Here is a 19,460-nt window from a genome sequence, read left to right on the forward strand (position 1 = left end):
AGCCAGCTTACCTGGCTCGCTGTCGGCGAGAGCGGCCCGATGTCACCGAGCGAGTCGACCATCGTGTAGACCCCGGCATCCGTGAGTCCGGCTGGCTTGCCTGCCGTCGCTAGCTCGGCTTGAGCTACCGCGCGGTCAGCCTGTGCCTCGTTGAGCTATCAACGAGCGCCGCCGGGTCGACTCTTGCGGCGATGGCGTCCTGGAACGCCCGGAGCTTGGCTTCCGCGTCATCTAGTTGCTTCCGGGCAGTTCCGTCGCCCGCGGCCTGCTGCGTCGGCTGAGCTTGGACCAGTTGACTGGCGGTTCGGCCGATGTTCCCGCGGTCGAACAGTTCACCGATCCGCCGGTTCACTGCGTCCTTAGCAGTACTTCCCGGAGGTAGATCGTGGGCGGGTGCGTGAGCAGGGCTGGTGAACCGGCGGTCAATGTCCGTGCCGGACAGCAACAGTACATGCCGCGCTTGCGCGGTCTGCCTTCCATCTTGCGTTTCCAGCTATTTCAGCCGTCTGGTGCAAAGTCAGGACTGTCGTGTGCAGGTCCTCCTGCGTGGGCTTCGAGGCGGCGACCTACTGGAGTGATCGCGTGGCTGCTCCAGGGTCCGCACCTTTAGATGTAGTTTAGGCAATACGGGTCGACGTCGAAACCACGTCGACGGCGCCGCCCTCATCTCCGTCATGATTGAACGGAGTCTGTTGATTCTCTGTCGCGATAGGATACATTTCAACAAATGTGTCTATCGATATCGGAAATCAAACTAATTCCGGGGGGGGGGTGTCGATCGAGGCTGTGGTCAGAACTTCTGAATGTGGACAGAAAGTGGACATCTTTAGGTCAATTATCAGGTCCTTCGAGTTGAATCTCACGAAATGATCTCGGATGGATCGAACATCAGTGCCTACGTGTCAATGATCGATTCTCTTACGTATGCTCGTCGGTCAGTGGATCGCGAGCGGGAAAGACGGAGATGCAGATGAGTGAAGACGAGCTGGCTCGTACGGTGGTGGCCGTGCTGTCGCACTACCTCACGCGGAAGTCGGCAGAGGGGCCCGCCACGTACAACGGTCCGTTGGAGGATCTCCTCAGCCGGGTGCAGGTCCGATTTTCTGATCCGTTCCTCGCCGAGGTCTTCGAACGGTTCGTCGAGCGACCTTCGGGGACTGTCGAGTCGGAGACGCTGCGACTCCATGTTCGCGACGTGGTCACGCGGGACGCTAATTTCGCTCGTGAACTGACGTCAGCTCTCGCCGGCCGGAAGGTGAGCAAGTTGCGGAGCCCAAGACGGCGGACCCGTTTGGTTCTGGCGGGGGTCACCGTCATATTGCTGCTGGTGGGGACCTTCGTCGTCGGCCGTGTGACCACGTCGCGACCGGCGCAGGTCGCGGCCGCGCCCACAACGATCACCGTCGAACCGCCGACGAGCCCGCCGTCGGACGTAAGTACCACGGCCTCGCCGATATCGACCACGGAGTCCGCCACCGACTCGGCGGCCCCTGCCGTCCCCGGAGACGGTGCCAGCGTACCCAAGGGGTCACCTGTCTTCCTGCTCGACCTGCCGCGCCCCGGCGACGAATGGAACTTCTCGCGAGGGGATCACGACGTGCAGCTGACGCCGTACCCGAACTCACTGTGGAACACGTTGGCGACGTGCAACAGTAGTTCCTACAGTCGTGAACAGCAGTTCCGCCTGAAGAACTTCACCCGACTGGAGGTGAAGGCGGTGGGAACGGACTCGACCTCCTCGCCCGAGCTCGAGGTGAAGTTCGAGGTCTTCGTCAATGACGACGCGGTGAACGCCGTACAGACCGTGGTGGTGAATCCGGGACAAGCGAAGCCGCTGTCGGTCGAACTCCCCGCTGGCGTCTTCGCGGTGAAGCTCAGGACGTCGTTCACCACCGCCCCCGGAAAACCCTGCAGGAGCGGTAACGCGGTTTGGGGATCGCCGTACGTCGTCGCGTCCGGAAGCTGACCTGCGAAGGAGCAGAGGGATAACCTATGGCCGAGATCTTCATCAACTTCCGCAACGGCGACGCGCAGGACACCGCTGTGCTGATCGATCAGAAGCTGTGCCGGGTGTTCGGCGAGGACAACGTCTTCCGCTCGAGCCGGGCGATCCCCAAGGGGGTCGTCTTCGATCCGGCGCTGATTCAGGCCGCGTCGAACTGTTCGGTCTTCCTGGCGGTGATCGGGCCGCATTGGTTCGACCGGAACAAGGAAGGCGGACGGCGGATCGATGCGCCTGCCGACTGGGTGCGCACCGAGATCGAGTTGGCGATCGCGAGCGGGAGGCCCGTCATCCCCGTGCTGGTCGGCGACCGCAAGATGCCCGAGGCCGCCGAGCTCCCCGCGTCGATCGCGGACCTGACCCGCCGCCAGTATCTCCGGATACACCACCGCTCGGCGGAATACGACTTGAAGCACCTCGTCGACTCGATCCGGGACCACCTCGGGACGTCGAACGGCATCCCAAACCCCGGAGTACCGGACTCGGTGCGGCTGACCAGTCTCACGCCCACCAGTCGCTCGTCCGACGTGCGGATTGGTCCGGTCAGTATCGATAACCGTCTTTTCAGTGACAGTGTGATCCACCGCTGCACTGACTTCGCGCAGAGCCCGCGAGGCTCGATCAGCTTCAACCTGGGCAGGAGCTACCGCCGGTTCGAATCCACCGTCGGTGTCCTCGACGACGCGACCGACGCGAGCCAAAAGGGGGTCTTCCGGGTCTTCCTGGACGGAATTCTGCGGGATGAAAAGACCGTCCGGCTCGGGCAGTCACGAGTGTTCAGGGTGAATGTCACGGACGTGCTGCGCGTGGAGCTGCAGTCTTACCGGCCCGGCATGATCGAAAGCCCGTTGCTGGCCGGCGCGCGGATGGCGGGCGGTCTCTCCAACTACCTGCCGGAGCTAGGCTGGGGCAATCCCGAGGTGCATTCCTGACGACCAGCGCCAGCGGCGACGCAAAGGAGGTCTTCGGACTTCCGGATGAGGCGTAGCCACGCGGGGATCGAGAGGGGAGCTAATTGCGGTCCTGGAAGGGGCGTGCGACTCGACCGGGCCCCTGTTCGGCGAAGGGAAAATGAATCACTGGTTCTCCAAAAGCATCGATCAAGGCTGCTTCCGTTCGCGGGACCATCGGGTGAGACCTCGCCGTACAGCCTTCGCTACTCGGTGCTCTTGGCCGTGTATCCGCTCCACTGTCGGTAGCAGGGCGGTGAGCATCTCCCAGGCGCGGTGTGGCTCCCCGGCTTCGCCGACGGATGCGGCAAGGTCGATTCGTATGACGAGGGTCTCCGGGTGGTCGAGGCCTATACGTGGTTCAAGGATGTTCAAGATGTGCATGAGCTGTTCGCGAGCCGCTATCGGGTCTCCGGCCTCTCGTGTCCGGCGAGCGAGACTGGCAAGCAAGCCTATCGTCTCGGTGTGGTCCGGGCCGTAGATTCGCTGGAACACTGGAAGCAAGGCGCGGCTGCTATCGCGGGCGAACACGACGTCTCCGGCTTCGCCGGCCCACCAGATATGATTTGCTCGAACGACCAGGGTAGACGGATGGTCTGGTCCGCATACCTTCTCTTGTGTCAAAAGGAGTGAAGCGTATGCGTCACGGGCACCGGCGGCATCGCCGGCTATACCGAGCCACCAGGCGAAGCCCGATCGTGCGATCAAGGTGTCGAGTTGGTCGGGACCGGAAATGCGTTCACGGAGGGCCACCAGCTCCGCATAGCGGTCGCGGGCATCCGCCGCATCACCTCCCTCTCCTATCCACCAGGCGTGGTTCGCCTTCATGCTCAACGTGATCGGATCCGTCGGGCCGTAGATCACTTCGCGGACCGGCACCAGCTGCGCGTAGCTGTCACGTGCGGCCATGGCATTACCTGTTTCTCCCCGCAGCCACGCGCACACGGACTCGATGTGCATAGTCCGCTTGTGCCTCGCGCCGAGTCGATCTCGAGAGGTGCGGAGGATGGACTCCGCTTCTGTGAGAGCGGCCAGGTGCCACCCGCTCTCGGCCAGATATTGCACTGCACGGTCGGCGCACTTCACTATCTGGGCCAGGAGAGAACTGGCGATCGCCGGCCCGGATATGCTGGCGTGCAAGTGTAGTGCGTGGGGTGCCAAGGCTCGCCACGTCGGCCAATTTGCCGGGTCTTCGATTTCCTCAGGGCCGAAATGGCTGATGAGGTGCACGGCCAAGACCAGGTAGTCCAAGTGCTGGCCGGACGCTGAAAGATGCAGCCGGCTGGTGTCGCGGACGAGCGGGTGGATCCGCAAGGACAGGGAGCTCGGCGAAACAGGTCCTGATTCTCCGAGATCGAGCAGGCCGAGGCCGCTCAAGGCATGCAGTAACCCTCGGAGTGCGGCTGCGTCGATCCCTGGGAACAGTGGTGAAGACGCCATCATGGCAGAATCGAGGAGTTGGTAGGGAATCGGCGCGTCGGCGAGCAATGACATCATCGGCAGTAACGTCCGGGCTTGTGGTTGCCCTCGGTCCTGCAGGAGGTCGAGGGAGAGCTCCCATGTCCTGTCGACGAGCCTGCGTGCCTCCGCCGTCGTCAGCGTGCCGGTTCGACGCTCGAAGACGGACGGAAGCCCGCGGGATTCCAGACCTGCCAGATATGCGGCGAACGTAGTGATGGCACCCGGAAGCCGCAGCTGGTTGGCGTCGGCCAGGTAGCGGCCGGCTAGACCGAGTGCCAGTGCATGGCCTCCGAGTCGCCGGGCGAGGTCGGCGGCTTCCTGAGGAGTACCGGAATGCCGTGCGTGGTCAAGGAGAACCTGTGCGCCATCGGCTGTGGACAACATTTCTACACGGTGGAAACGGCACCACAGGTCGACACCAGTCCGTGCTCCCCAGGTCGAGTGGAGGCCGTCACGAGTGGTTACCAGAATGGCACCGTATCGTGCGCGGACCGGTCTGATCCAGCCCCGACCGGCGGCGACCGGGTCTTCGTCGGAACCGAGAATGCGGGAGTCGTCGGCGTTGTCGACGACGAGCAGCCATCGCTCCTTTCGTTCGCTCAACAGACGCCAGAGCAAATCCGGCGCGCTGCCCATGCCGGTCCAGGCCCGATCGATCTCCGAGTCGGTGGCGCCGAGCCGGGCCGCCAACTCACGCAAACCGGCTTGCAAACTCGTCTCCGTCGCAGCGGATACCCACCACACCCGGACACCGGACTTCTGCAGCTCACCGGCCACGAGCAGGGCGACCGTCGTCTTTCCCGCGCCCCCCATACCGTGTAGCACCCGGACACGAGGAGCTCGCCGAGCTCGCCGCCCGTAGAGGGCACAGAGATCCTTGACGAGTGCGGAACGTCCGAACAAGTGCTCGCCGAGCAGCCCCTCCGGCGGAGCCAAAGAGGTCATGCCCGGCGGACGTCGAGCATCGTGTTCACCAGGGACAGACAGGTGCAGGGCCTGACGCGCACCGCTATCGAGCCGTAGCTGCCGCCACGACAGGGCGATTCCGCCGACCGAGACCAGGAGACTCACCGCGGTGAGCAGAACACCGGCCGACCCCGAGAAGGCACTCTGCCGATCCGGTGGCTGCGCTGTATAGGCCAGGAAGAATCTGTTGCCGGCAGGCAACAGCCAGACGATGGCGGCGACCGTACCCGTCAACCCGGCGCCGCCCACCACCCACCAACGCCATCGGGACGACACTTTCGTCTGCCTCGGCAGTCTCATCGGCAGACACGCTCGTATGCCGCAAGCACGCGTTCTCTGACACCGCGCTGCACGGGGTGGTTTCGGTACCAGCGCTGGCACAGCCGATTGATCGTGGCGGTCGGTCTCGGTAGCGGCCGGTCGGCCTCGACGAGCAAGACGACCCGATCACCCGCGCGGTCGTTGACTGCGTCGTGTTCGAAGGAGTCGTCGAAGACGAAAGCCTGACCGGCGGACCACGGCACGTCGAGGCCGTGCTGTGGAAAGCGCAACGCGCAGGCTTCATCACCGGCCGGAACCGTGAGCGCCAAGTGGGCGCGGAGCACTCCCCAATTGTTCCCGACGTGCGGCGCGATCCGCGAACCGGCAGCGAGCACTGCGAAGTCGGCAGCACGCAGGCCGGGAATCCGGGCCAGGGTTGCCTGCGTCGTGGGCGTGGAACGCAGATACGGATACGGACCGGTCCGATCGACCAGGGGCACCAGCCGCCAGCTTCCCGTCACGCCGACCGAGAGCGGATTCATGGCCTTCGTGTCGATGGCTGCGAATCGATCGAATAACCGCCGCGCCTCCGACTTGATGGCCATCGCCTCGGACTCGAGCGCGGCGAGCCACGGGAAGTCCTCGGGAGCCGGCAGCGGCCAAGTCGACCGGTGCCGCCTGCCGAGCATCTCAACCATGCTCAACAGCCTTTCCAGAATTACGTAACTCGGATCGGGCATAGCGGCGCTCCTCGGCAATGCGTACGCTCTCTGCGTAAAACAGATTCGCGGTTTTCCATCGACCCACATCGACGCGATGTCCGCGTTCGGTCAGCTCCTTGCCGACGAGGTCGAATACGAATGCGGAGCGGCGAACGATCTCCCTCGCACGGAAGCGGGCTGAACCTTTCGCTCCGTTGTTGCCTTCGTGGCTGCGGTAGTCCGAGCAAACCTCGTCGATGGCGATCGTGATGCCGTACAGCGGGGAAAGACCCAGCAAGTAGGTGTCGGGACTGATCCGGAACGGCTCTTCGGGCATCGGCAAGACCGTGCTCAGAAAGTCGGTATGCCACGCGTTCGCAGAGGTCGCGAGGTTCGGCCCACGGTCGAACCCGTATTCGACGAGCTCCGGGAGCCGGTCGCCTCGTGGCAGGTCGGTATCGGGTACCTCGATCCCGAGCGGTGTTCCCTGCTCGTTCACCAGCCGCATGCGCCAGTGCACCTTCGCCGCCCCGGTGACCCCGGAAACTGCCTCCTCGACCGCTTCGACGGCGTGCGGAGAGAGCCGATCGTCACCGTCGAGAAAGATGACCCACTCGCCGGTCGTGACGGCTGCAGCGGTGTTCCACGCGGCGGCTTGACCGCCGTTGGCGCGGGCAATCGATACCAATGAGTCGCCGTATGCGCGGATGAGCTGCCAACTGTCGTCTGTCGAGCCGTCGTCGACGACGACCACCTCTGCCGGCGGCCGTGTCTGCCGCAGCGCCGAACCGATGGCGTCGGCGATGAATGCTCGCTGGTTGTAGCTCGTCACCACGATGCTGATCACGAGCTCAGCCGGAGTCGGGTGAGCAACAGGCGTCGACAGGCTGTTCACACCGGCCGATGAACGGGACGTGGGGCGACACCGGTGTGGTCAAGCCGGTCACCGAGCCCGGAGATGTCGCGACGCGCTGCGGCGGGCGAGCCAGTCCGAGGGGTACAAGAGCTTCTCGTAGTACATCCAGTCCGTCCTGTGGTCCGGGGCGACGGTGAGCCATGAGTCCTCCTCGACGAGGACGCCCTCGCCGAGGAGAAACGCCAGCTCCGCGCCGAACAGGTCCCGCACAGTGACGTCGACGTCCTGCTCGATCGCCGCGAGGTCGACGGTCCACTCCCTGAACAGCTCGTTGACCAGCGCGGCGGCGACCCGGGATGGCAGGTCACAGTCCTGCACCTCCACCAGCCGCCCCGCCAAGTCGAAGCCCTCGCGCGACTTGTGGGCGCAGTACACGAATCGGTGGTCGCGCTGGAACGACCGGGCTCCGCTGCCGATTCCGGCGAGAGAGTTGCCGAGCTGCGGGCGGAATCGTGTCTCGTAGTAGTTGCGCTCGCTGCGGCGTACGGATGTCGAGGGATCGATGAGCCGGACGTGCTCCCCGTCGGCGCGGCCTTCGACTTCCCACCCGTGCCGTGTGGCCAGGTCCGCCAAGCGCGCCACCCGTGCGGCGCAGGTAGCGACATACCGGTCGATCCCGCCGCGGCTGCGTACTTCCGAGCCGCGAGCCGGCCGATAGCGATATACCGAGATCGTGGTGCATTCGCTGGTGAGCGCCTGTGCCACCGAGTCTTGAACGGACTCGTCGGTTTCCTCGGCCAGACCCACCATCAGGTCGATGTTGATTTCGGTCGCGCCGGCGTTGCGGCAGTACCGGATCAGCGCGCGGGCCTCGTCGGCGGGCGTGAACGTCCTTCCCGCGGCCTTCACCACGGCGTGGACGAACGACTGGACGCCGAAACTGACCCGGTGGTATCCACCCGCCACGATCGCCCGCGCCTTGTCCTCGGACATCGTTCCCGGTGACATCTCGAATGTGCGCTGAGCTCCGGGTTCGAACACGAACACGTCATTCACAGCGGTGAGCAGCCGCTCGATCTGTGCTGCAGTGAGCACGGTCGGCGTGCCGCCGCCGATGTAGCTTCCGGCGACCGGACGACCGGCGGTGGAGTCGATCTTCCGCAGAAGAGCTTCTATCCCGGCGACACAGGCTTCGGCTTTGCTGCCTGCCCTGTCGGCCAGTCCGTAGAAGTACATGCAGAAGTTGCAGTGTTCGACGCACAAGGGGATTCCGAGGTAGAGGCTCAATGGGCGTCCGGAGTCATCGTCTCGCAGGAGAACGAGTGCCTCCTCGTAAGGAAGCATCGTCTTCGCCGAAGCGAAGTAGGCCGGCGGCGTGTGCAGGTTCAGCGACTTCGTCAGCTCACGCAGGTCGCCGAGCCGGTGAGCCATCACGTGGTCGTGTGCGCTCATCGGGCACCAGCCGAGAAGTCGAGGAAGAACGGGACGCGCGGAGCGAAGCCGTCCACGCGGCACTGTTCGATCCAGACGACGTCGTCGCTGTTGAAGATCACGACGAGATCATCGCGGATCTCGACCCGCGATCCTGCCTGAAGTGCTTCGAACAGCCTTCTGTTGGGCTTGTTCGATGGCATGAGGGCGACCGCCTCGTACTGGATGGATGACGGTCGGCAAGTGCCGTCGAAACTGAACGTCTCCCATTCGTTCAAGACGAGACAGGGCCTGGCGGTGAGGTTATCGACGTAGTCAGCGAGTTCGACGGAGTGCCGCCGCACCGCCGCACGTGTCTCCCTCGCAAGCGTGATGGAGGCTGCGCAGTCGTATCTGCAGGGGAGGTGAGCCGTCCACGTGAGGCCGGTGAACCGTGGGGTCGAGTTGCAGAGTGCGGAGGGCGCCTGCGTGGATCGCCACGCTTGGTAGGGCATGTTGTTGACCGACCAGTTGTTGTGCCGGGCGAAAGCCTCCGTGCAACACGAGGGATAGCCCAGTCCCTCGCCGAACCAGTAGTGGTCGATCCACGGCTTGCTCGAGGCACGCCCACCGCTGACCAACGGGTACCAGCCTGACCACCGGGTGCGATCCACCGCCTGGCGGTCCCGTCCGACGAACACGTGGACAGAGGCGTTGGGGACATCCTCCGCCACGGTGTGGGCCGCGGCCCGCGTAGTCGTCAGCGTCTCCTTGCCGATCACGTCGGCGAGGGAGTCGTCGCCTGAGAAGCCGGCAAACTGCGCGTTGGCGGTCACGTAGAGCCCGCGGTTCCGGCACATATCGACGTATTCGTCCAGCTGGGACCGGGTCACCCAGTCGTCCATCGAGGGTTTGACCCCGGTCATGACCGCGACGAAGTTGACCGGTTGTCCGTGCTCCGGCCGGAGGGCGGTGTAGCCGCGCAGCTCGTCGCTCTGGTCCATTGCGGACAGCACGGGCGGGGCGATGTCACCGAGGATCGAGATCACGTCTCACCCATTCCACGAGACCGAGCACGAACCGGCAGGCGTGTGGCATTTCGTCGTACCGGGAGAAGGACGGTAGGAGCTGGGACAGCGGCGCCGGGTCCGGCTCGCATGCCTCCGCTCTCGCGATCACGTCGGCGGTGTGGAACAGCCACGTCTCGCCCGGGACGGGGTCGCCTAGGTGCCGGACGGCGAAGGTCAGGTCTCGCCACAGGTCGACATCGTGGGGATGACGGACCACGAGGTCTGCGTAGATTGTCGCGGCGGAGAGCATGTCGCGCTCGGTGTAGGCGACGTGGCCCTCGAGCAACCTGCGCACATCGCCGTCCGGCGCCGCCTCGATCCGGCTGACGGCCGACCTGTACCGCTCTGGACTTCGAACGCGCAGCAGGCTCAGGTGGTCGATGCTCGGATCGGTACGTTGCTTGGAGTCGGCGAGGCTGTTGACCGGAATCCCCTGCGGGCAGCCGAGTTCGGTCAGTGTTTCCCGCAGTTCCGCGGTCGCACCTGGCAGCCACTGCGTTCGGGTCACGTCCGTCCGCGCCCGGCCTCCGGCCGCGACCCAGCGCTGTTTCCAGCTCGTGTCCGGCATCGATGGCCGCGCCGTCAACGGGTTCGCCGTCGCGCGGGCCGTCACCGTGCTGCCGGTGGGCGTGACCGAGCTGATGTCGTCGGGTGATTCCGAGCCGAGGTGCACCGTCACCGTTCCGGGCGGCAGGTCGACCTCGACGACCGGCGGATCGGTCGTGACAGTCGCGCGAACCCGCACGGTGACGCCGGCGTACGAACGGGGGAGAGCCAGCCACACGCCGGTGCCGGGCAGTGCCACGACGCCGTTCGCATCCGCCCGCACGTTCGTGGTCCGGCCCGCCGCCGCGGGGCTCAGGCAGTGGATGGCGGCGGTGAACGCGCCCGCCTGAGCGCAGGTGGCGCGGAGATCGCCGTCGGGGAGCAGCTTGTCCGCGTGACGGTCGAGCAGCCGGATCAACCGGCTCAGCCACCCGCTGAACCGGTGGTCGACCAGCACCGGCCCGGCCGCCGCGCCTGCGGCCGCCACGACCGCACAGAGCTCCGCGATCTCGGCTCGCCCGGCGAGACGGCGCCGGACCCATTCGAGCCTGATCAAGTTCATACCGCGCGTCGCGTTGCCAGGTTCGACGGTGGGGTCGACGGCCGTCATGCGGGTACCGCCACGCCGTTCTGGAGCGGGAGAACCGCCTGGGCCAGCTCGCCGAGCTCGGCAGTCCAGCTGTCCGGCCGGTCGGCGGGCACCAGGACGAACTTCGACGCACCCGCGTCGACGTACTCGCGAATCCGCTCGGCGATCATCGCCGACCCGGTCGGCAACCCTTGAGCAGGTGACAGGTCTGGCCGACGCCACGAGAGGAATTCCGCCGTCCGCTGAGAAGGCTCGCGCAGGGTGTAAAGCAACAGCACGCCGTAGTGGTCCTCCTCGATCTCTCGGCCGGCCTCGCTCGCTGCGGTCCGGACCTCGGCGATGCCTCGCGCGACTTCGGCCGGCGTCGCGAAGCTGGCGAGCCACCCGTCAGCCAGGCGCCCGACGCGCCGGAGTTCCGACCGGACCCGGCCGCCGAGCCACACCGGCGGGCACCGCCGTGGCCGCAGAGGCAGGCCGACGCCGTCAAGCCGGAACCGTGTGCCGGAGTGGGCGACCGACTCTTCGGACCAGAGTCGCCGCATCACGTGCACGGCTTCGTCCAGCCACGGCCCACGGTCTTCACGGGTCACGTTGAAGGATTGCTGTTCGTCGGGGTGCACCGTGCCCAGGCCGAGGATGGGCAGGAACCGGCCGCCACTGAGCAGGTCCAGCGTGGCGATGGCCTTCGCCAGGACAGCGGGCGACCGGCCGGGCGCGACCAGGACGCTGGTGCCCAGCTTGATCCGCTCGGTCACGCCTGCGGCGAAGGCCAAGCCCGCGAGCGGATCGAGCGCCGGGCTGGCGATCACCTCGGACAACCACAGGGAGTCGAATCCGGAGTCTTCCACGCCGCGGCACACCGAGACGAAGTCGTGGCTGTCGTCGATCACGTGCTGGACGCCGAGGCCGTAGCCGATCCGGACCTTCGAACCCGCCGTCATGTCAGCACCTCGTGGAGTTCGGCCCCGTTGAAGACCCGGCTGCCGTGATGCCGACCGGCCAGGAACGATGGGATGATCGTGCGGAACAACGTCTCGTGAATCGCCATGTAGCCGTGGCAGTTCGGGTCTGGCAGCGGCACCGAGTGTTCGGTCCCTTGCCCGGCGAGGGTGCAGCCGCCTCCGCAGCTGCCGAGCCAGCTGCACCCTTCACATGTCGGCGGCGGGTGCCGAAGGTCCGCCGGAAGCAAGTCGCGAAGCTCCACCCGGCCGATTTGCGGCTTCTTCGTGATCTGCACTAGTGGCAGCTCGTTTCCGGCGTCCGCCACGAAACGTGGGCAGGCGTGCAAGCTCCCGTCGGAGCTTGCCACGTGCAGCGATTTCCCCGAGCCGCAGTACCGGCTCGTGCAGGAGTCGCGCCAGCCGCCGCGGTCGCCGAGGAGCCTGAGAAGGAACTTGTGCGCGGACTGCTCGATCAACTCCGAACCGCTGGTGTCGGCGCCGGAGACGAGGTCTGCCATGAACGCGTCGAAGTCGACAGGGGACAGGCCTTCGGCATCCCAGGCCGCGGCGGCTTCGCCTTGGGAGAGCACGGGTTTGACCAGGTAGCTGTCGGGGTGGTGCGCGGTGATTTCGGCGAGTATGTCGCGGCTGCGGCCCACCGCCCGCTGGGTGACCGTCGCGATGAGGTGGACGCGCACATCGCGGTCACGGCACCGGCCGATCGCGGCCACGGCTTTGTCGTACGAGCCCTCGCCGCTGCGGAACCGGCGGGCACCGTCGTGGATGTCGCGCGGGCCGTCGAGGCTGATGCCCACCGAGACGCCGTGGAGTGCGAGGAAGTCCGCGAGTTCGTCGTCCAGCGTGGTCCCGTTGGTCTGGATGGAAGCTCGCAGAACCTTGCCACGGGCTGCCGCCTCGTCCTCGGCCCAGGGGAGCAGGGCGCGGAATTGGCGCTCGGCGGCGGCGATCTCACCGAAGTCCACCAGCACCGAGGACCAGGGCTGATCGAGAGCGGCGCGAATGGTGGCCCGCGCGTGCGCCAAGTCCATCGATCGGTCCCTCGTCGGCGTCGCGTGCCCGAGGTAGCAGTAGGAGCAGACCAGATTGCAACCGGAGTTCAGCAACAGGACGATGGTGTAGTAGTCACGGGTTTCGGCCACCGCTGCCGCGTGGGCTGCCTCGTCGTACGTCGACGCGCCGTCAACGGTGATCAGCGCAGATTTCCAGGCGACGTCCAGGAGCGGCTCGAGAGGACCGGCGTCCTCCACTCGGGCCACCCTTTCGAGAGCGGTCCGTTCCCGGCCCTCGAAGACAGCCCACCCGCCCGTTCTCGGGCTGATCGCGAGCTCGCCGTACGGGAGATGGTGCCAGTTGAGTTTGTCCATGGCCAGCACACCCGTCCGCGGCAGCGGCCGGGAAACGGGACGGATCGGATCACCTGGTTCGATCCAGCGCATCGCTCAGCCTTCCCGGACGTGGAACGCGGAATCCAGTCGCACACCGGTGCAGAGCAGGATCAGCTTGCAGCCGGAGCACTCCGCGCGGAGCAGGTCGCCGGCCCTCTCCGCGACGGTGTGCCAGTCCTGCCGGTCCACAACGTCCTGCAGGGTGCCGACCGGGCGGTCCCGCAGAGGTGGGCAGGTGAACACTTCCCCGTCCGGTCCTACGCACGTCTGCTGGGCGTGCGGGAACCGAGGAGTCGGTAGATCGGGCGCCGTCTCCGGCCATTCGTCGGACAGGACCGGACCCATCACGCCGATGCTCAGTCCGTATCGCCGCTCGAGTCCGGGACTCCGGCTGATCAGGTCTCGCCAGACTGCCTCGTCGAGACGGCGCTCCTGGATCTGGGTGGCACGTCCGAGCGCCGCGATGGGGAAGACGGTCCAGCTGGACGCCCCCAGTTCCTTGGCGAGGGCCGCGCATTCGTCGAACTCGTGCACGTTCCCGCGGTGGAAGACCGTGTGTACGCCCGTGGTCCGCCCGCCCGCTTCGCGGAGGCGGTCCAGCGAACGCAGGGTCCGACGGAATGTTCCACGTCCGCGCATCCAGTCGTGCGTCGCGGCGGTGCAGCCATCCAGGCTGACGTGAACACCGAAGCCGGGGAACCGGCGCTGGGCATCGGCGATCTTCGCCGGTATCGCGCCGCGGAAGATCAGACCGTTGGTGACGAGGGTCGTCTGTTCGACCCCGCGCTCGAGGGCCCGGATCGCCACGTCGACCGCCTCCGGGCGCAGCAACGCCTCCCCGCCCGAGAGCACAAGACTGCGGAGTCCGCCGGCGGCGAGGACATCGACGAACGCCAGCCAGTCGGCGATGTCCACTTCGTGGTCGGCAGGGGAGTCCTCCGCCGGCACCGCGCAGTGCCGGCACCGCAGGTTGCACCGTTCCGTGAGCAGGATCTGCACCTGGCCGGGGCGGAACCGCTCCGGCGCGGACGTCGCCATCACGCCACTCCGGCTGCCTGGCCGCCACCGCCGGGCACGTAGTCCGGTGGCAACATGCCGGCGAGGTCCGCCACTCGGGCGTCGAGAGCCCAGCCCGGCCCGAGGTGCGCCATCAGCGCATCCAGATCGAGGCCGAGGTACTGCGCCGGACCGTCCACGAGGATCGCTCGTTTCTCCTGAGGGCTCAGGTCGGCACGCTCCCGGACGATGACGACCGGGTCGGGCCACGCACCGTCCATGTGGGGCCAGTCGCTGCCGAACAGGATGTGGTCGGCGCCGACGAGCTCAGCCGAGTGAGCCAGGCCGAGATCGGCCGGCTCGCCCGACACATAGAGCTGGTCGCGGAACTGTTGGATCGGGCTGCGTTCCAGTTTCCGGGACATCAGCGCGAACTTGTCGTAGGTCTCTTCCATGCGGCCGAGCCAATGCGGAAGCCAGCCGACGTCACCCTCGAAGATCCCCATCCGCAGCGTCGGGAACCGCTCGAGCACACCGCCGTCGATGATGTGCAGCACGGCCAGCTGGGCCTGGAACGGCTGGCCCATCTGCCACTGCGTGCGGTTGGCGAACACCCAGCCCATCCCGAGAGCGTTGGCCGCCGGGTTGACCACGTGCACCGTCGCCGGCATGTTCACATCCACGAGCCGCTGGTACAGCACGTCCAACTCGGGATGCCCGAGGTTGCGGCAGAGACTCGCGCGCCGCGGGTCGGCGAACGGCACCACGCCCGGACCAGACCGAGGCAGCGGTGACAGCATGACTGTGGAGCAGCCGAGTTCGAGACAGCGTTCCAGCTCGGTCATGGCGCGGTCGACGGAAGTCAGCGGCAGCACGGCTCCCCAGCGCAGCCGGATCGGGTCCGTCGCGCAGAACCGGGCCATCCAACTGTTGTAAGTCTCGGCGTACGCCCAGCGGAACTCGATGTCCTCGACGTCATCGAGACCGAGCGTGCACGACGGAAACAGGACGCTGACAGCGATCCCTTGCTCGTCCATGAGATCGAGCCGGGCGGCGGGATCCCGCACACCGGCATGCACCTCAGCGTCGAGGTTGACGTCGAGCCGTCCTTCGGTGCTGCCCGAACCCGGTGTGCACAAGGCGCCGATCGTCCACTCCAGGTCCAGCTCACGTCCGTGGTGGAACAAGGTTTCGTTGCCTTCGTCGTCGGTGGCCCGCTGCCGGGCGAATTCACGGAACTGCTCGGGCAGCTCCTCCGCCCACAACTCGAACGGCTCGACCACGTGGCAGTCGGTGTCGATGACGGGCAGCTGGTCGGGGCGAGGCTCGCTCATGTCAGTACCGTCTTCCTGTCGGAGGTGTCCTGCAGCCAGCGCGCCACGGACTCGGGTGAGGGAGCGCTCCCCGAGGAGCGCAAGTGTTCGTGCACCGCGACCAACAGCTCGGGGCGGCACAGCAGCTGGGCGGCGGTCTGTTCGTCGCCGGAGCGCCGGAGCGCGAGTGCCAGGCCGATCCACGCCGACGCGCCGGACGACTCCTCGATCTGCTCGCGGTACCCGGAGACAGCCAGGCCGAGATCGCCTCGCACGAAGCTCAGGTCGGCCGGGGTCGCGCCGGGCACTCTCGCGGCGACCGACCCGGGCTGTGCGACCAGCCTCTCGAACTCGTCCGGCGCGGTCATCCGCAGGTGCCACAGCTGGAGGCGCGGGGCATCGGTGTGCGCCTCAGAGGTGCCGCTGAGCAAACCGGACTCCGGTAGCGGACTTGGCGCATCACCGGCGACCCAGGCCGCCGCAAGGGCCACGACGTCCGCCGAGGCCGGTGTCAGGTTGCGCAACCGCCAGCGAGCCCCGTGTTCGATCGCCGTTTCGCGGGCCTGCACTTCGAGGCCGGCCGGGATCTGCTCGTCGTGCCAGCCCGCGAGCGTAGCGCCCATCCCGCTGACGAAGTGCACGCCCGCGGGAGTCAGGCCATCCGATCCGAGCAGCTCGGCGCAGGCGTTCTCGGTCTGGGTCCGCCACCGGGCGAATTCGAAGTCGGGCAGCGCGTTGCGCCCGCGGGTCGTGGCGCGGTGCCGGTGCACTCGCCAGAAATCGGTCACGCCGAGGAAGGCGTAGGTGCCCTGGAGCAGCCCAGGAAGCGGCCTCGGGTCGTCCCGCCAGGGCGCGTAGTACCGGGTCGACGGATCCGGGTCGGTCAGCTCGACGAGGTCCAGCAGCGCGCTCAGCTTGGCGTGTTGAAACTCATGGACCAGAGTGTTCGCGAAGTCCGGGGCGTCGCCGGGGAGGGACAGGGCGATCGACCCGAAGGCGTCGGTCGAGGTCGCGCTGATACTGCGATGAGGGCCGCTAGCGCGCTGGGGCACCAGGGAGCGCAGGCCGGCCGCGATCGCGACGGCGTAGGTCGGGTGGTCCTCGGATAGCAGCGCCCACGCCTCGCCGAACAACTCGGCCCAACGACCGGCTTCACGTTCGGTGAGCCGGCCGGTGACGGCGGAATAGTTGTGTCCGCGGAAGGGATCGACGTCGTCGAGGTCGACTGAGATGGTCCGGCAGCCCGCGGTGGCGCTCAGCCGTCGCACTGGCGTCCACCCGTGGTCGGCTTCGCCATCCGGGTGCACGACGACCGCGAGTCCTGCGGACTGGACGCGGGCACAGGCGCCATCCGAGACAACGACGGTGTCAGTGCCGTGCGCGGCCGCTGCCCCCAAGGTGGGCAGCGCGACTCGGCCCCCGCGGACGTGCACCGCGATGCGGAACGGCAGGCCCGCGCGGATGGCCGCCGCCGCCGCGACGTTGGCCGCGTACGCGAGGTCGAGGCGGAGCCGGTAGTCCGGTGGAGCAGGATCGTGCAGCTGCTGCAGGCAGCGGCACAGCCAGCCGCCGACGTGCGGATGGAGCAGCACGTCCCGGATCACTGCGGGTGCGGCGAGCTGGATTTCGGTCATCAGTTCGTACGCGGTGCGGAAGCCGGCGGTGTTCACCAGGCTCGGCACGGCTTCGGAGGCGACGTGATCGATCGCGCGCAGCATCAGCAGGTGCTTGCTGAGCTGGCCCGCTCGCAGCGCGGCGATCGTCTCCGCGTCGCCCCGGCCGGAAGCCAGGAGGTCGAAGTCGGCCGCGGACAGCTGATGGATGGCGGTCATCGCGCGCCCGCCCCAACCCGGGCGAGGTCCGCCGCCACGCGGCCGTGCACGTGATCGATCAGACGGAGCAGGTCTGGGCAGTACACCGAGGGGTTGAGGAAACCGGACCCGGCTTGGTACCGGTGTGGATAGAGTCCGCCGCCGCAGACGTCTAGCACGCGGCAGGAGCGGCAGATGTCCGACAATCCGTCGACCCCGATCTGGCGAGCCGCGACGCTGGGGTTCTCCAGCGCCACGTCGAAGTCGTGGTCGAAGACGTTGAGGCCGGTCTTGGCCGCCCCGTCGAACGCGGCCTTCAGGGAATCGACCTGTTCCAGTGATCCATCCGTCTCGACCACGATCAGGTTGACCGGGGTGAGCCCGATCGACTCCAGAGAGCTCCGGCCCCCGAGGACCAGGTTGATGAGCTCTTCGAAGAAGCGGATACCAGTTTCCCGGCGGGGCGCGAGGTACCACCGGTCGAAGATCGGGATCAGCCAGTCGGCGTAAGGCGTGCTCGCAGGGTCCGCGACGCGGTGCGGGGGGCGCGCAGTCCAGTTGCCGTGCGGCAGCAGGAAATCCAGGGACGGTGGCTCCAGTGCGAGCAGATCCTCGTAGGTCCCGACGGGGTCGTTGGCGATGTCGATCGTCGCCAGCAGTCCGGTGAACAACGGCCGGTACTTGGGTGTGGCCAGCAGTTCGAGAGCGTCGGCGACCTGGTCGTAGGTACTCCGGCCATTGCGGTACCGGCGGTGGCGGTCGTTGGTCGCCCGGCCGCCGTCCAGGCTGACACCCACCCGAATCCGGCAGTCGAGGAGCAGGTCTAGGTAGTCCTCGTCGAGGAGGACGGCATTGGTCTGCACTCCGAGGCTGTGGACGGTGTCCGGGCCCAGCGCCCGGTCGAACGTGCTGGTGAGCTTGCGGAAGAACTCCCGGCCGGCCAGCAGCGGCTCGCCACCGTGCAGGATGATCCGTACCTCGTCGAGCTCATGAGTGGTCGCGTGCCGGGCGATCCGTTCTGCCGCGCGCTCGACCACCCGGTCCGACATCACGGTCGGCTGTGCTTGCCAGCTCTGGTCGGCCATCTCGTAGACGTAGCAGTAATCGCACGCGATGTTGCAGCGGGAATTGACCTTGAGGAGGAACTGGCGAAACGGCACCGGTGTCCATCCAGAGGTGCGCAGCGCGGATACGTCGAGCAGATCTGCCGGCCACTCCGCGGGAGCTGTGCGGGCGTGTCCGGCGGGCACGGTTGGTGACACTAGTTGCACCTCTCGAACGATTCGAAACCGATGGCGGGTGCGATGGATACGCGCCCGCCATCGGATTGATCACCAGGGGCTCGAACTGTGCTGGTTGAAGGCACCGAATGCGGCGATGGGATCTCTCGCGTCATCCGCCTCACGCTGGAACCGGCGGAGCGAGTGGGCGAGGACTGAGTCGTCCAAGTCCCTCAACGAGTCGAGCGTGACGCTGCTGACATCGACGAGGCCGCTTCCTTGCGAAGTCTTCGGCTGGGTCATTGTTCACCTCCCTTCGATATGGATACCGCCGGTGATGTCGCCAGCGGTGATCGCCCACCGAATCTGGTCGAACCGCTGATCGCCGTCACCGATCGCGGACCGTGCGACCCCCTCGGATCTGAAGCCGACGGCTTCGAGCATTCGCTGCGATGGCACATTTTCCGGATCTACCAGTGCTTCGATCCGGCGCATACCGAGTTTGGACATCGCGTGCCGGACGAGTAGACGCAATGCCTCTGCGAGGTAGCCGTGGCCGCTGTGGCGCACGCCGACGGCACAACCACATTCGCAGGTTCGCCATACGCCCATGGCGAACCTGCTCAGGTTCATTACTCCGATGAATTTGCCCGATGATTTGAGACCGACCAAGAAAAGGATCGTGCCTTCCGGGCCGGTATCCGTGAAGTAGTTCTCTAGGTCCGAAGCTGTATGTGGATAACTGACCCAAGGGTGATGGAAATCGACGCTTTCTGTAAGAAGTATCGAGATTTCTGGAATATCACCCTTGGTTAATTGGGAAATAAACACGCGTCGACCTTCTGCAAGGACGGCAGAAGGTTTGCTGGGAGTGGAAAATTGGACCAATTTTCACCTCTCTCGAACTATGGCGGCGCGCTCTGGTAGTATAAATGTATGGCATGTACATGTCAGGGTGGGC

Annotated in this window: 16 protein-coding genes; 2 read left to right on the forward strand and 14 right to left on the reverse strand. The window is 66.4% G+C overall.

Going from position 1 to position 19,460, the window contains the following annotated elements:
* Positions 1-970: 970 nt before the first annotated feature.
* Positions 971-1,966: a hypothetical protein gene (locus tag OG570_RS29030; protein ID WP_326952319.1), complete on the forward strand. Its 996-nt coding sequence runs from the start codon at positions 971-973 to the stop codon at positions 1,964-1,966.
* Between the two features lie 26 nt (positions 1,967-1,992).
* A complete protein-coding gene (locus tag OG570_RS29035) occupies positions 1,993-2,934 on the forward strand; it encodes a TIR domain-containing protein (protein ID WP_326952320.1) in 942 nt (313 codons plus the stop codon).
* Positions 2,935-3,102: 168 nt separating this feature from the next.
* On the opposite strand, the gene OG570_RS29040 is transcribed toward OG570_RS29035, so the two are convergent.
* From OG570_RS29040 to OG570_RS29100, 14 genes are all read right to left on the reverse strand, one after another.
* The gene (locus OG570_RS29040) at positions 3,103-5,631 is read right to left on the reverse strand and encodes a tetratricopeptide repeat protein (RefSeq protein ID WP_326952321.1); all 2,529 of its coding nucleotides are present in this window, start codon (positions 5,629-5,631) and stop codon (positions 3,103-3,105) included.
* 44 nt (positions 5,632-5,675) lie between these two features.
* Entirely contained in the window at positions 5,676-6,338 is a 663-nt protein-coding gene (locus tag OG570_RS29045) for an aspartyl/asparaginyl beta-hydroxylase domain-containing protein (protein ID WP_326952322.1), read from the reverse strand.
* The gene (locus OG570_RS29050; RefSeq protein ID WP_326952323.1) at positions 6,331-7,188 is read right to left on the reverse strand and encodes a glycosyltransferase family 2 protein; all 858 of its coding nucleotides are present in this window, start codon (positions 7,186-7,188) and stop codon (positions 6,331-6,333) included. Before OG570_RS29050 ends, OG570_RS29045 begins: the two co-directional genes overlap by 8 nt.
* A gap of 96 nt (positions 7,189-7,284) precedes the next feature.
* Positions 7,285-8,649: a radical SAM protein gene (locus OG570_RS29055; RefSeq protein ID WP_326952324.1), complete on the reverse strand. Its 1,365-nt coding sequence runs from the start codon at positions 8,647-8,649 to the stop codon at positions 7,285-7,287.
* On the reverse strand, positions 8,646-9,656 hold the full coding sequence (locus OG570_RS29060) for a hypothetical protein (protein WP_326952325.1): 1,011 nt from the start codon (positions 9,654-9,656) through the stop codon (positions 8,646-8,648). The genes OG570_RS29055 and OG570_RS29060 overlap by 4 nt, the downstream gene beginning before the upstream one ends.
* Positions 9,637-10,833 carry a hypothetical protein gene (locus OG570_RS29065; RefSeq protein WP_326952326.1) on the reverse strand — a complete coding sequence of 399 codons (1,197 nt, stop codon included), beginning with the start codon at positions 10,831-10,833 and terminating at the stop codon, positions 9,637-9,639. The genes OG570_RS29060 and OG570_RS29065 overlap by 20 nt, the downstream gene beginning before the upstream one ends.
* Positions 10,830-11,702 (reverse strand): TIGR03619 family F420-dependent LLM class oxidoreductase, encoded by an 873-nt coding sequence (locus OG570_RS29070; protein WP_326952327.1) that lies wholly within the window; start codon positions 11,700-11,702, stop codon positions 10,830-10,832. The genes OG570_RS29065 and OG570_RS29070 overlap by 4 nt, the downstream gene beginning before the upstream one ends.
* A 47-nt stretch (positions 11,703-11,749) precedes the next feature.
* Complete coding sequence (locus OG570_RS29075; RefSeq protein WP_326952328.1) at positions 11,750-13,210, reverse strand: radical SAM/SPASM domain-containing protein; 1,461 nt, start codon at positions 13,208-13,210, stop codon at positions 11,750-11,752.
* Positions 13,211-13,213: 3 nt separating this feature from the next.
* Entirely contained in the window at positions 13,214-14,158 is a 945-nt protein-coding gene (locus OG570_RS29080; protein WP_326952329.1) for a radical SAM protein, read from the reverse strand.
* Between the two features lie 38 nt (positions 14,159-14,196).
* Positions 14,197-15,489 (reverse strand): amidohydrolase family protein, encoded by a 1,293-nt coding sequence (locus tag OG570_RS29085; RefSeq protein ID WP_326952330.1) that lies wholly within the window; start codon positions 15,487-15,489, stop codon positions 14,197-14,199.
* Positions 15,486-17,300, reverse strand: coding sequence for an HEXXH motif domain-containing protein (locus tag OG570_RS29090; RefSeq protein ID WP_326952331.1), 1,815 nt, complete (start codon positions 17,298-17,300; stop codon positions 15,486-15,488). The genes OG570_RS29085 and OG570_RS29090 overlap by 4 nt, the downstream gene beginning before the upstream one ends.
* Positions 17,297-18,529 (reverse strand): FxsB family cyclophane-forming radical SAM/SPASM peptide maturase, encoded by a 1,233-nt coding sequence (locus tag OG570_RS29095; protein WP_326952332.1) that lies wholly within the window; start codon positions 18,527-18,529, stop codon positions 17,297-17,299. Before OG570_RS29095 ends, OG570_RS29090 begins: the two co-directional genes overlap by 4 nt.
* Before the next feature lie 81 nt (positions 18,530-18,610).
* Positions 18,611-18,802, reverse strand: coding sequence for an FxSxx-COOH cyclophane-containing RiPP peptide (gene fxsA, locus OG570_RS48380; RefSeq protein WP_442788195.1), 192 nt, complete (start codon positions 18,800-18,802; stop codon positions 18,611-18,613).
* A 3-nt stretch (positions 18,803-18,805) separates the two neighbouring features.
* Complete coding sequence (locus OG570_RS29100) at positions 18,806-19,330, reverse strand: GNAT family N-acetyltransferase (protein ID WP_326952333.1); 525 nt, start codon at positions 19,328-19,330, stop codon at positions 18,806-18,808.
* Positions 19,331-19,460: the final 130 nt, after the last annotated feature.

It is taken from the genome of Amycolatopsis sp. NBC_01286 (assembly GCF_035982555.1).
GTDB lineage: Bacteria > Actinomycetota > Actinomycetes > Mycobacteriales > Pseudonocardiaceae > Amycolatopsis.

What these genes read in the sequence shown, in the direction of transcription:
- OG570_RS29030 (WP_326952319.1), top strand. Translation starts at nt 971, where the DNA reads ATGAGTGAAGACGAGCTGGCTCGTACGGTGGTGGCCGTGCTGTCGCAC.
- OG570_RS29035 (WP_326952320.1), top strand. Translation starts at nt 1,993, where the DNA reads ATGGCCGAGATCTTCATCAACTTCCGCAACGGCGACGCGCAGGACACC.
- OG570_RS29045 (WP_326952322.1), bottom strand. Translation starts at nt 6,338, where the DNA reads ATGGTTGAGATGCTCGGCAGGCGGCACCGGTCGACTTGGCCGCTGCCG.
- OG570_RS29055 (WP_326952324.1), bottom strand. Translation starts at nt 8,649, where the DNA reads ATGAGCGCACACGACCACGTGATGGCTCACCGGCTCGGCGACCTGCGT.
- OG570_RS29065 (WP_326952326.1), bottom strand. Translation starts at nt 10,833, where the DNA reads ATGACGGCCGTCGACCCCACCGTCGAACCTGGCAACGCGACGCGCGGT.
- OG570_RS29075 (WP_326952328.1), bottom strand. Translation starts at nt 13,210, where the DNA reads ATGCGCTGGATCGAACCAGGTGATCCGATCCGTCCCGTTTCCCGGCCG.
- OG570_RS29085 (WP_326952330.1), bottom strand. Translation starts at nt 15,489, where the DNA reads ATGAGCGAGCCTCGCCCCGACCAGCTGCCCGTCATCGACACCGACTGC.
- OG570_RS29090 (WP_326952331.1), bottom strand. Translation starts at nt 17,300, where the DNA reads ATGACCGCCATCCATCAGCTGTCCGCGGCCGACTTCGACCTCCTGGCT.
- fxsA (WP_442788195.1), bottom strand. Translation starts at nt 18,802, where the DNA reads ATGACCCAGCCGAAGACTTCGCAAGGAAGCGGCCTCGTCGATGTCAGC.